Below are 12,184 nucleotides of genomic sequence, written 5' to 3' on the forward strand. Positions count from 1 at the left end.
TCCGATCTCGACTGCTGGCACTGCGTTACCCTTCCGCCCGCAGCCAAGGCAAGAGAAACCACAGGCGAATAGGGAGCAGGACGCGACCAGAATAAATTTATCGGTGGAATTTTATGGTGCGAAGCCGCGAAATAACAGTGTCTTGGGCAGTCTGGCGACTAGACTTTAGCACTTCTTAAACCGTTCCAGTGGAAACTGGCGTCTGGAGTACCTCTCGGGGCGGGCTGAAGACATGAGCAAGACGGCCGACAAGTCTATCGCTTTACCGGCGGTAATCGACCTTGATTCGCTGGACGGGATCAGGGACGGGCTGCTCGATGCGGTCGAAGAGGGTCCTGTCACCCTTGCTGCCGGCGCTGTCGAGCGTGTCAGCACCAATGCGCTGTTCATGCTGATGAGTGCAGCTGAAACCGCGCGGCGCAACCAATTCGAATTTGCTATCGAACAGCCGAGCGCGGCCTTGACCAGCGCGATTGAGCGTCTGGGCCTTGGTGCTCAGTTTTCAGGAATGATGAGAGGATGACGACTTTGCGGGTTCTTACCGTAGACGATTCGAGGACTATCCTGGCCATGCTGCACCACACGCTGAGCAATGCCGGATTCGAGGTGCTGCAGGCCCAGGACGGCCAGCAGGGGCTCGATGTGCTCAAGACCCAGACCGTGGATGTGGTCATCACCGACATCAACATGCCGGTCATGGATGGCATCGAATTCATCAAGAATGTGCGGGCCACGGGCAATCACCAGAGCTTGCCAATTCTCATTCTCACCACCGAAACCTCGCAGGACAAGCGGGATCAGGGCAAGGCTGCCGGGGGTACCGGCTGGATCGTCAAACCATTCGATCCGGAAAAGCTGATCTCCGTCATCCATCGTGTGGTCCACTGATAGCAAGCGCCCAAAAGGGTTGGATATTCCGGCATGAGCGATCTCGACGATTTCAAAGCCACCTATTTCGACGAGTGTTCCGAGCTGCTCAATGAGCTGGAGGAACAGTTCGCGGCGATCGAGGCCGGCGAGCGTGATGCCGACAGGCTGAACGCGGTATTCCGGGCCATTCACTCCATCAAGGGTGGCGCGGGCGCCTTCGGCTTCACCGCCATGGTGGGCTTTGCCCATGCCTATGAGACCCTGCTGGACTATGTCCGCGATGGCCGCGTCGAGCTCACCGATGACGTCGTGGTGCTGTGCATCCGGGCCAATGACATCATTGCCGATCACGTCAATGCCGCCCAGACGGGCGAAGCGCTGGCGGCCGATTACGGCATGGAAGAAAAGAACCGCTTCGATGCGCTGGCCCGCGGCGACAAGGGCGAAGACGATGATATCGGCGGCGAACATGTCGAAGAGTTCGACATCGAGTTCGTGCCGGTCATGGTGAACCTGGGTGGCGCTGCGGACGATGTTGCTGGCGACATGTCCATGGCCCTCGACGCCGATCTGGCACTGAGCGCAGTGGCTGCCGGTGATGCGCCGGCTGCCGATGCCTTTGCCGCCGCGCCGCTGCAGATCGAAGCCGGGCACTGGGAAGTCAAGTTCACGCCGCACCGTGCGCTCTATGCACGGGCCAATGATCCCCTGCTGCTGTTCCGCGAACTGGCCGTTCTGGGCGAGATGCATGTGCGGGCGGTATTGACCGATGACCTGCCGGCCCTGGCCGACTTTGAACCCTTTGCCGTCTATTGCAGCTGGGAAATCACCCTGATCTCGCCAACACTGAACGAGGCGATGATCCGCGAAGTCTTCGAATTCGTCGATGGCGACTGCGACATTGTCGTGACGCAGCTGGGCGCGAGCGCCGCGCTGGATGTCGGCAGCGATGCGGCCGGTCCGGTCCTGGTTCCGGCCAATGACAGCGACGATCTGCTGGCTCTGGCCGATGACGAGGTGGCCGGGCTCGGCGACCTTTCGACCGAAACGGCGCCGATGCCCACACTGGCCGCGACCGCCCAGGACAGCTTTGAAGAGCCACCGGCCATGAGCTTTGCCGAACTGGCTGCCTCGATTGCGCCGACCCCCGTGGTCAAGGCCGCGCCACCCAAGCCGGTGGCCCTGGCCGCCGCTCCAGTGGCGGAAGGCGAAGAAACCAGTAGCCGGAGCAATGGTGTCCAGTCGATCCGTGTCGATCTCGACAAGGTCGACCGCGTGGTCAACATGGTGGGCGAGCTGGTCATTACCCAGTCGATGCTGACCCAGCAGATGGATGAGACCCTGCGCGTGCGCTATACCGAACTGGTGCGCGGCCTCGAAGTGCTGGCCCAGACCACGCGCGGCCTGCAGGATTCGGTGATGGCGATCCGCGCGCAACCGGTCAAGTCGGTGTTCTCGCGCATGCCGCGCCTGGTGCGCGAGCTGGCCACCAAGACCGAAAAGAAAATCAAGCTCGAGACCATCGGCGAGAATACCGAAATCGACAAGACGGTGATCGAGCAGCTCAGCGATCCGCTGACGCACATGATCCGCAACTCGGCCGATCACGGCATCGAAACGCCCGAAGTGCGGGCTGGCCGCGGCAAGAACGAAACCGGCACCATTCGCCTGTCGGCCGAACAGGCGGGCGGCAATATCCTGATCATCGTGGAAGACGATGGCGCCGGCATCAACCGCGAACGCGTGCTGCAGGTGGCCCGCGACAAGGGCATTGTGGCGCCCGACGTCAATCCGACCGAAGAGCAGATCGACCAGCTGATCTTTGCGCCTGGCTTCTCGACCGCCAGCGAAGTCAGCGATCTGTCCGGCCGTGGCGTCGGCATGGACGTGGTGCTCTCCAATATCAAGAAGATCGGCGGCTCGGTGCATGTCCGCTCCTGGACCGGCAAGGGAACGCGCATGACGCTGCGCCTGCCGCTCACCCTGGCGGTGCTCGATGTCATGCTGGTCAAGGTCGGCGGCAGCCCCTATGTGGTGCCGCTGTCCTCGATCGTGGAAACCATCCAGTGTTCGCGCGCCAGCTTCGAGCGGGTGCCGAGCGGTGGCCAGGTGCTGCAGGTGCGCGGCGAATATGTGCAGGTCATCGATCTGGTCGAACGCTTCGAGCTGGTTGCCGATACGCCGCAGGAAAACCGCTTCGTGGTGCTGTGCGAGGCCGAGGGCAGCCACAAGGTGGCGCTCGTGGTCGATGATATCATCGGCCAGCAGCAGGTGGTGATCAAGTCGCTGGAAGAAAACTTCCAGAGCGTTGAAGGTGTCGCTGGCGGCACGATCCTGGGCGATGGCAATGTTGCGCTGATCGTTGACGTGCAGGGTCTGAAGTCAGCGGTCATCCGTAAGAATGCAGCCTAAGGGCTGTTTGTAAAAGCGTAGGTCGTCCAGAACAGGCGACAGAAAGGCAAAGTTGAATGGAAGCGCTCGGTATGCGCGACGAGATGGGCGACAAGTCCGCGATCGCCGCCCAAAATTCTCTGCAGTTGATCGCTTTCTCGATCGGCGAACAGACCTATGGTGTGGAGATCACCACGGTGCGGGAAATCCGCGCCTGGAATGGTGCAACGCCGCTGCCCAATACGCGCGAATTCGTGCGCGGGGTGATCAATCTGCGCGGCACGATCGTGCCGATCTTTGATCTGCGCGCCCGCTTTGGCGACGGCCCGACCTCGCCCACCAAGAACCACGTCGTGGTGGTGATGAGCGTTGGCGACAAATGGGTCGGCATCCTGGTCGATGCGGTCAGCGACATCCTGACGGTGTCGCGCGACGACATTCACAATGTCCCCGAAGGCAATTCGGTCGATACCGAACTGCTCAACGGAATTGTCACCCATGACAGCCGCATGGTCGGCCTTATCGACCTGCATGCCGTGGTCAGCGGCGCCAAGCTGGACGGCTAGTTCGCCAGTCCAGGAACAGTTCTGCAAGAAGGGCGCCGCAAGCGCCCTTTTTCTTTGTCTGCTGGGCGGAAACAGGCGCCACTAGTGCGCGGGCCGCGGCAAGGCGGGGCCCGGGGCTGTCGGGGCGGCCTGGAAAGGGACTGGAAAATGGCCTGGAAAAGCGCCCGGGCGTGAAGCGGCGGCGGGCCGAAGCCCTTGTGAGCAGGCCACAGCGATGGGGAGGCGGCGTCAGCCCGGGATGGGCCGACTAGAACAGTTCGGCGTCGCCGTGGTTCTGCAGCGCGGCAATGCCGGACATCGAGGAAACGCGCAGCTCGTCGAGCGACAGGCTTGACCAGATCTCGTCATAAACGCTTTCGGGCGCTGCCGTGGGCAGCAGGGCAAATTGCCGTGTCGCCAAGGCCATGTTGTGGCAGCGTTGCTCGATCCGGTCCTGTCCCTGCAGAGCGGTGATGATCATCATGATCGCATCGCGGACCGAGGGGTCCTTGTTGAGCTTGCCATCGGAGAGGATGTCGAGGGCCTCGGTGAACCCTTCGACCATGGCAGCCGATTGGCGCGCGGTCTCATCGAGTTCTCTTGCCAGTCTATGCAGTGACATATAATCCAACCCCAGCCCTGAGCGCCCAAGGTAACGCGACATTCCTAAAGTAGTTGTTGCAAATCGTTGCTTTGTGTCGTCCTTGATTGACGTGGTTAGCGATTGGCTAACGAGTTTAACGATACCATCGGAACATAAGCGTCACCGAGGTATGAGCTCGATAAATGGCACTGGCCAATGCACTCCCGCCCGAATTCGATCGCGGCGTGGTTACTACTGTCCACCAGGGTGACTGTCATGTCTCCAATGCGGTGGATCTGACCTTTTCGACCGTGCTTGGTTCCTGCATCTCGGCCTGTGTGCGCGATGTCGTGGCCAATGTCGGGGGTATGAACCACTTCCTGCTCGCCGTGCAGTCGGGCGCGGCCAAGGATCGCTACGGCGCCTCGGCGCGCTATGGCGCCTTTGCCATGGAGCAATTGATCAACAAGGTGCTCGCCCAGGGCAGTGGCCGCAAGTCGAACCTCGAAATCAAAGTATTCGGCGGCGGCAAGATCAATGCGGCGCTTGACGATGTCGGGGCCAAGAACATCGAGTTCGTGCACGAATTTCTTGCAGCTGAAGGTTATACGGCGGCCAGCAAGGATCTGGGCGGAAATTATGCGCGACGGGTGCTGTTCAAGCCGCATTCCGGACGCGCCTTCGTCAAGCGGCTGGACAGCGATTCGGGTGCCAATGTGGCGCGCGAGGAAATCGCCCTGGCCACGCGCCGGGTGGTCATTCCCGCGCCGGTGGACGATATCGAATTGTTCTAGCGCCGGGCGGCAACCAGGCCGGCCTTTGCATTTTGGCAACCTTGCTTAGCAAAGTGTTACCAGCGTGCAGGGCCGGATAGGTTTGGTTAACCATTGGCCGCCTATGGTTGGGCATGTCGTCACCGCTTGCCCCCATTTTCGCTTCAGACATCCTATGCCTGGCCTGAGTCTAGCGGCGATCGCGGCCGCGTGCTGGCTGGTGGCCGGCGCGCTGGCATCGGGCCTGAGCGCCTGGGTCGCGCCGGGCCTGCCACAGCTCGCCCTGCAGATCGGTGTTGGTCTCATCGCGCTTTTCGGCACGCTGCTGGCGGGGCTGCAGCTGGACCGGCAAACCGCTCGCGACAGGCTGGCGCTGGCCGACGCGGCAGAATTGGGCGATCCCAAACCCGTGCTGGCGGCCATCCTGACGCAGCTGGAGCAGCGCCGGGCCCGGATGCAGCAGCTCGCAGGGGCCTTGTCGGCGCTTGACCATCCTGCACTCCTGATCGACGAAAACGGCCGGATTCTGGTCGCCAGTGCCGGCATGACGCGCCTTACCCCAGCGGCCGCGGCGGGCGCAACGCTTGAGTCTGTGCTCGGTCCGGGCCATCGGGGGGCGGCAGTCCAGACTGAACAGCGCCTGGCCGTGGTTGGCGGCGCGCGGTTCACCCTGCGACGCCAGGCCGTGCCGGGGCAATACCTGCTGATCGAGCTGGTGCCGGCGGGCAGCTATCTGCAGGATGACGAACTCGATGCCTTTGCCGGCGCCCTGGCCGGCGGGCAGACCGGCTTTCGCTTCGACACCAGGGCGGCTCTGGCCAATCCGGCGCTGGCGGCGCTCAATCGCGGGTTGGCACGGCTGGATGGCAGCCTGCGCCAGCTTGGCGCGGTGGCGGCGGGCGGGGGCGATTTGCCCGATGCGCTGGAGGGGCCGCTGGGCGCGGTGGCACGCCAGTTCGATGATTTTGTGCGCGCGCTGGGCGAAGAACTGGACGAGACGCGCGACAGCCGGGACCGGCTAGAGGCGCGGTTGGGCCAGATCGGGCCGCTGGTCGCCCATTTCGAGGCACGGCTGGCCCGGCTGACGGCATTGGCAACCAGCAATCTGAGCGATGCCGAGGATGCAAGGCTGGCGCTTGGCACGGGTGCCGGACAGCTGGGCACGACGCGGACCATCCGCAACAATGCGCAGAATCTGGCGGGGGCGGCCGAACAGGCCGTGCAGCGCACGCAGGTCATGGTGGGCGAATTCGACGGCATGACCGGGGAGATCGACAAGCTGGTGCAGGCCATCGAGGCGGTGTCGTTCCGCACCAATCTGCTGGCGCTCAATGCGGCGGTGGAAGCGGCGCGGGCCGGCGAAAAGGGGGCCGGCTTTGCCGTGGTCGCCGACGAGGTGCGGCAGCTGGCGCAATTGATCAACAGATCTGCCAAGGAAATCCGCGCCGTCGTCAGTCGCGGGCGGGCGCAGACCGAGAATGAAATCAATGCAGTCAAGGGTTTGGCAAAAATCATTACAGATCTGGCGGCGCATTTACGCAATCTAAGTAATGAGACTGACAATATCAGCGCGACCCTGAGCCAGGGTGAGGCGGCGCTGAGCCGACTGACCGGGCGGCTGGGCATATCGGATGAGCCCGCCACAGTCGCCCATCGGCCGACGCGACGGGCTAACGCTTAAACGACTGCCTTGCCGGTGGTCGGGGCAATTGGGGTAGCTGGCATGGAACAGGGGGAAATCTCCCTTAGCGAACGTGAATTTGCGCGGATCAAAGGTCGCGTTTATCAGGTCGCAGGAATCTCGCTGAGTGATGCCAAACGGACGCTGGTGGTCTCGCGCCTGTCCAAGATCGTGCGCGCGCTCGGCCTGCCAAGCTTTGATGCCTATATCGATTTTCTCGAGCGCGGCGGCACCGGCCAGGATGGCCAGGAATTCGTCAACGCGCTGACCACCAATCTGACCCGGTTCTATCGCGAGGACCATCACTTCGATCACCTGCGCAAATATGTCGAGGGCCTGCTCGCGAGCAAGCCACGCGGCAGCCGGCTGCGCATCTGGTCGGCGGGGTGCTCGACGGGCCAGGAACCCTATACGATCGGCATGGACCTGCTGGGCGCCTTTCCCGAACTCAAGCGCTGGGACTTCAAGATCCTGGCCACCGATATCGATACGGCGGTCATCGAAAAGGCGGCCCGTGGCGTCTATCCGGAAAATGAGCTGAGCGGGCTGTCGCGCGAACGCGCCGCGCCGTTCACCCAGCCTGGCGACGGCACCATAAGGGTGCCCGAGGTGGTGCGCAGCCTCGTCTCGTTCAAGCCGCTCAACCTGATCGGCGCCTGGCCGATGAAGGGGCCCTTCGATGCCGTGTTCTGCCGCAATGTGGCGATCTATTTCGACAAGCAGACACAGGGCGAAGTGTTCGGCCGCTTTACCAAGCTGATCGCGCCTGAAGGCTTTCTCTATATCGGCCATTCGGAAAATGTCGGCTCGGGCGGCGACGGGCTGCGGCTCGTCGGCAAGACCATTTACCAGGCCAAGGCCAAACAGAACAAGCAGGAGGCAGCATGAGTATCAAGGTCCTCGTGGTCGACGATTCGGCGCTGATCCGTGAAGTCCTGACCCGCACACTGACGCGCGACGGCGATATCGAGGTGGTGGGAACCGCCACCGATCCGATCGATGCGCGCGAGAAGATCAAGCAGCTCAACCCCGATGTGGTGACGCTCGATATCGAAATGCCCAATATGAACGGGCTGCAGTTTCTCGAAAAACTGATGCGGCTGCGGCCGACGCCGGTCATCATGGTGTCGACGCTGACCAAAAAGGGTGCCAGCGAAACCTTGCTGGCGCTCGAACTGGGTGCCGTCGATTTCGTGGCCAAGCCCAGCGCCGAATTTGCCGGCGGCATCGAGGCCTTCGGCGTGGGCCTGCGTGACAAGATCCGCGCTGCGGCCAAGTCCGATGTGCGCGGGCGCTCCAATACGCGGGCCGAGGCCCCGCGGGTTGCCCTCAAGACGGCTGCCGCGCCGCATGGCGCACTGATTGCCATTGGCGCATCGACCGGTGGCGTCGAGGCCATCCGCGCCGTGCTGGCGCAGATGCCGGGCGACTGTCCGCCCATCGTCATCGCCCAGCACATGCCACCCGGCTTTACCAGCCGGTTTGCGGCGCGGCTCGATGAAGTCTGTTCGCTCAAGGTGGTGGAAGCGGAAGACCGCATGCTGCTGCTGCCCGGCCATGCCTATGTGGCCAAGGGCGACTATCACCTGCGGGTGGAAAAATCCTCAGGACAGCTCAAGTGCCGGCTGACCCAGGACGAGTTGACCTCGGGCCATCGTCCCAGCGTCGACATCCTGTTTGAATCGGTGGCCAAGACGGTGGGCAATATGGCGGTGGGCGCGATCCTGACCGGCATGGGGCGCGACGGCGCGCGTGGCCTCAAGATGATGCGCGATGCCGGCGCCTATACGGTGGGGCAGAGCAAATCCTCGGCCCTGGTCTATGGCATGCCGCGCGTTGCCTTCGAAGAAGGCGCCGTTGTCGAGCAGGCGCCGGTCGAAGAGATCGCCAGCCGCCTGGCTAACGCGCTGGTGCGGCTCAAGTCTGCAGCCTGATTGGCTGCTTGGCGCAATGTCGCGGTGCGGATTGAGAGATTTGTAACGCTTCTTGCCTAGTGTTTGCACAAATACCGGGGCTTTCATGTCCCGGGCACCAGGAAGGTGAATTCTAACATGCCTAAAGCCAGCGCAGTCAGTGTTCTCATCGTCGATGATCAGCAGTCCATGCGCGGTATCTGCAAGTACATCCTCACCCAGCTCGGCTTCAAGGATATCATCGAGGCCAAGAGTGGCCGCGACGCCCTGGGCAAGCTGGAAAAGTCCAATGTCGACCTGATCATTTCCGACTGGAACATGGAAGACATTGACGGGCTGACCTTGCTCAAGGTGATCCGCAAGCATCCGCGTACCCAGGCCATGCCGTTCATCATGGCGACCGGCCGTTCCGACAAGGAACAGGTCAAGGAAGCCATTTCCTTTGGCGTGAACAATTACATCATCAAGCCGTTCGACGCCTCCACCATGAAAAAGCGTATCGAGGCGGTCATCGGCGCGCTGAGCTGATCGCTCGGCCGGCCATCATTCGACCGCATGCCATTTTGCGCCCCCTGACCCCGGTCAGGGGGCGCCTTTGTTTGTGCTGTAGCGCTGCGTCCGGGCCGTGTCTCCGAATCGGCGCGGACCCGCTGTGGGCGTAACAAGCTCTTAATCCCCACAGATGTATCGTTTGCATGATTTGGATCACGTTGAGCGTGACGATCGACGCCGGAGCCGTACAGGACTCCATTTGCAACAGGCGCGATCATCGTTGAGGAGTTTGAAATCCATGAGATTGTTTCCGCGCCTGAAGATTGCCCAGAAATTGCCGCTGGCGCTGGTGGGGTCCGCCCTGCTGGTAGGGGCGGGCGTCGGCCTGGCCAGTTACTGGATCGGGCTGGGGACGGTGCAGCAGCAGCGCGAACAATCCATGCAGGCATCGCTGCAGACGGCAGTGGCGCTGGTCAGTGACTATTACGCGAGTGCCGAAGTCGATCTGCGCCTGTTCGTGCAGCGCTCCGATACCGTGACGGCGATGAAGAACCTGACGCGCGCGCTCGACGAGTTGCGCATGGGCCTCAAGGAACGCGCGGCCCTGCAGCTGCAGACCGCATATGTCACCGAAAGTCCCAACCCGGAAGACCGCGCCGCCGTCGACAGCAATATCATGGCGGCAAGCTATGATGCGCCGCACAAGCGCTACCATCCCGGCTTCCGCACGCTGATGCAGGAACGCGCCTATGCCGACGTGCTGCTGATCAGCATGGCGGGCGACGTGGTCTATTCAGTCGCCAAGAATACCGATTTCGCCACCAACGTGGTCGCCGATACTGCCATGGCCGGTTCGGGCCTGGGCCAGATCTTTGCTTCAGCCAAGGACCTCCCCGAGGGTGAAGCGGCCTTTATCGACTATTCCAACTATGCACCGACCGGTGTGGCGGCGAGCTTCATGGCCATGCCGGTGTTCGAAAAGGCAGAGGTCACCGGCGTCATGGTGCTGGCCATCCCCACCGATGTGATCAGCGCCCGGGTCGCGGCGCTGTCGGGTCTCGGGTTGAGCGGCGAAGTGGTGCTGGTGGGCGGCGATGGCCTGTTGCGCACCGAGTCGCCGCGGACCGACACACCGGACGTGCTGCAGGCGAGCCTCAGCTCCGATGTGGTTGCGCGGGCCCTGGCCGGCGAATCCGCCGAAGGCACCAGCACCGACTATCGTGCTGCGCCCATGGTGGTGCGGGCGCAGGCGGTGAGCGTGGGCGACGTCTCCTGGGCCGTGGTAGCGGTGCAACCGGAAGAAGAAGTCTATGCCGCGGTCACCCATATGGGCACGATGATCGTGCTGGTGGGCGGCGGGCTGCTGGCCCTGGCCGCTTTGGCGGGCTATTTCTTCGCCCGCTCGGTCAGCCGGCCGCTCAGCCGGTTGACAGAGACCATGGAAGCCCTGGCCGAGGGCGATCTCGACGTGACCGTTGCGGGTACGGCGCGTCAGGACGAGATCGGCGCCATGGCCGGCGCCGTGGAAGTGTTCCGCGAAAACGGGCTCAAGATGGCGCAGATGACCGAGGCGGAAGCGGCCCAGATTATCCGCAGTCAGGCCGACCGCGCCGCCATGATGGCGGATCTGCAGCGCGCCTTCGGCGCCGTGGTTGATGCGGCGATTGCCGGCGATTTCAGCCGGCAGGTGGAGGCCGAGTTCCCCGATGACGAACTCAACACGCTGGCGCGCTCGGTCAACAATCTGGTGAGTACCTTCAATCGCGGCGTCACCGATATCGGGGTGGTGCTGGCGGCGTTGGCCGATACCGACCTGACGAAGCGCATGGAGGGCGACTACGAGGGGGCCTTTGCCAAGCTCAAGACCGATACCAATGCGGTGGCCGACAAGCTCGGCGACGTGGTCGGCCAGCTCAAGGACACCTCGCGCACGCTCAAGACCGCGACCGGGGAAATCCTGAGCGGCGCCAATGACCTGTCCGAACGCACCACCAAGCAGGCGGCGACCATCGAAGAGACCTCGGCGACGATGGAACAGCTGGCGGCGACAGTGCTGCAGAATGCGCAGCGGGCCAATGATGCCGCGGCGGTGGCCGCCAATGTGACGCGTACGGCCGAGGAGGGTGGGCAGGTGATGGGCCAGGCCACCGATGCCATGGAGCGCATCACCCAGAGCTCGGCCAAGATCTCCAACATTATCGGGCTGATCGACGATATTGCCTTCCAGACCAACCTGCTGGCGCTGAACGCCTCGGTGGAAGCCGCCCGGGCGGGCGACGCCGGCAAGGGTTTTGCCGTGGTGGCGGTGGAAGTGCGCCGGCTGGCGCAATCGGCCGCCAGCGCCTCGGCGGACGTCAAGGCGCTGATCGAGCAGAGCGCCACCGAGGTCAAGGGCGGCTCACGGCTGGTGGCCGATGCCGCCGCCAAGCTTGCCTCGATGCTGGGGGAGGCGCGCACCTCCAATGCGCTGATGAGCGGCATTGCCAAGGAAAGCCGCGAGCAGGCTTCCTCGATCGACGAGGTCAACACCGCCGTGCGGACCATGGACGAGATGACCCAGCACAATGCGGCACTGGTCGAAGAGATCAATGCGGCCATCGAGCAGACCGAGGCGCAGGCCAGCGAACTCGATCGCATCGTGGATATCTTTGCCATCGATGACAGCGCGGTCCGGACGCGCCAGGCCACTCCCGGCCAGCCGGTGCCCGCCGCTGCCAAGGGCTTTGGCGAGGGTGCACGGGGTCTGCAGAACAAGCTCAAATCGGTGGCCAAATCCTATCTGAGCCATGGCAATACGGCGGTCGAGCGGGACTGGAACGAGTTCTAGCTCGTTACTGATTGCTGATCATGCAGCGGGGCTCAATGGGCCCCGTTGTTTTTGGATCATTCAGATTCTTCAACGCAACCAGACGTTAAGAACCATCATGGTATCTACC

Annotated in this window: 10 protein-coding genes and 1 pseudogene; 10 read left to right on the top strand and 1 reads right to left on the bottom strand. The window is 62.9% G+C overall.

Annotated elements, in window-relative coordinates; genetic code table 11:
- Nucleotides 1-232 precede the first annotated feature (232 nt).
- The 4 genes from GDR53_RS10025 to GDR53_RS10040 are packed head-to-tail and all read left to right on the top strand — an operon-like array spanning nt 233 to nt 3,827.
- Nucleotides 233-523: an STAS domain-containing protein gene (locus GDR53_RS10025; RefSeq protein WP_193334382.1), complete on the top strand. Its 291-nt coding sequence runs from the start codon at nt 233-235 to the stop codon at nt 521-523.
- Nucleotides 520-888, top strand: coding sequence for a response regulator (locus GDR53_RS10030; RefSeq protein ID WP_193334383.1), 369 nt, complete (start codon nt 520-522; stop codon nt 886-888). Before GDR53_RS10025 ends, GDR53_RS10030 begins: the two co-directional genes overlap by 4 nt.
- A gap of 33 nt (nt 889-921) precedes the next feature.
- Nucleotides 922-3,282, top strand: a complete 2,361-nt coding sequence (locus GDR53_RS10035; RefSeq protein WP_193334384.1) for a chemotaxis protein CheA — start codon at nt 922-924, stop codon at nt 3,280-3,282.
- 56 nt (nt 3,283-3,338) lie between these two features.
- A complete protein-coding gene (locus GDR53_RS10040; protein ID WP_193334385.1) occupies nt 3,339-3,827 on the top strand; it encodes a chemotaxis protein CheW in 489 nt (162 codons plus the stop codon).
- 247 nt (nt 3,828-4,074) lie between these two features.
- Here the strand turns inward: GDR53_RS10040 and GDR53_RS10045 are convergent, their stop codons facing one another.
- Nucleotides 4,075-4,428, bottom strand: coding sequence for a hypothetical protein (locus GDR53_RS10045; protein ID WP_193334386.1), 354 nt, complete (start codon nt 4,426-4,428; stop codon nt 4,075-4,077).
- A gap of 164 nt (nt 4,429-4,592) precedes the next feature.
- On the opposite strand from GDR53_RS10045, the gene GDR53_RS10050 reads away from it, so the two are divergent.
- The 6 genes and pseudogenes from GDR53_RS10050 (at nt 4,593) to GDR53_RS19765 (ending at nt 12,075) form a co-directional block, all read left to right on the top strand.
- Complete coding sequence (locus GDR53_RS10050; protein ID WP_193334387.1) at nt 4,593-5,183, top strand: chemotaxis protein CheD; 591 nt, start codon at nt 4,593-4,595, stop codon at nt 5,181-5,183.
- A 154-nt stretch (nt 5,184-5,337) separates the two neighbouring features.
- Nucleotides 5,338-6,684 (top strand): annotated as a pseudogene (locus GDR53_RS10055) (methyl-accepting chemotaxis protein); the annotation flags it as partial.
- A 201-nt stretch (nt 6,685-6,885) separates the two neighbouring features.
- The gene (locus GDR53_RS10060) at nt 6,886-7,731 is read left to right on the top strand and encodes a CheR family methyltransferase (protein WP_193334388.1); all 846 of its coding nucleotides are present in this window, start codon (nt 6,886-6,888) and stop codon (nt 7,729-7,731) included.
- Nucleotides 7,728-8,777, top strand: a complete 1,050-nt coding sequence (locus GDR53_RS10065; protein ID WP_193334389.1) for a protein-glutamate methylesterase/protein-glutamine glutaminase — start codon at nt 7,728-7,730, stop codon at nt 8,775-8,777. Before GDR53_RS10060 ends, GDR53_RS10065 begins: the two co-directional genes overlap by 4 nt.
- A gap of 117 nt (nt 8,778-8,894) precedes the next feature.
- Nucleotides 8,895-9,284 (top strand): response regulator, encoded by a 390-nt coding sequence (locus GDR53_RS10070; RefSeq protein WP_056233086.1) that lies wholly within the window; start codon nt 8,895-8,897, stop codon nt 9,282-9,284.
- A gap of 262 nt (nt 9,285-9,546) precedes the next feature.
- Nucleotides 9,547-12,075 (top strand): methyl-accepting chemotaxis protein, encoded by a 2,529-nt coding sequence (locus GDR53_RS19765; protein WP_232846589.1) that lies wholly within the window; start codon nt 9,547-9,549, stop codon nt 12,073-12,075.
- Nucleotides 12,076-12,184: the final 109 nt, after the last annotated feature.

It is taken from the genome of Devosia beringensis, from assembly GCF_014926585.1.
GTDB classification, from domain to species: domain Bacteria; phylum Pseudomonadota; class Alphaproteobacteria; order Rhizobiales; family Devosiaceae; genus Devosia; species Devosia beringensis.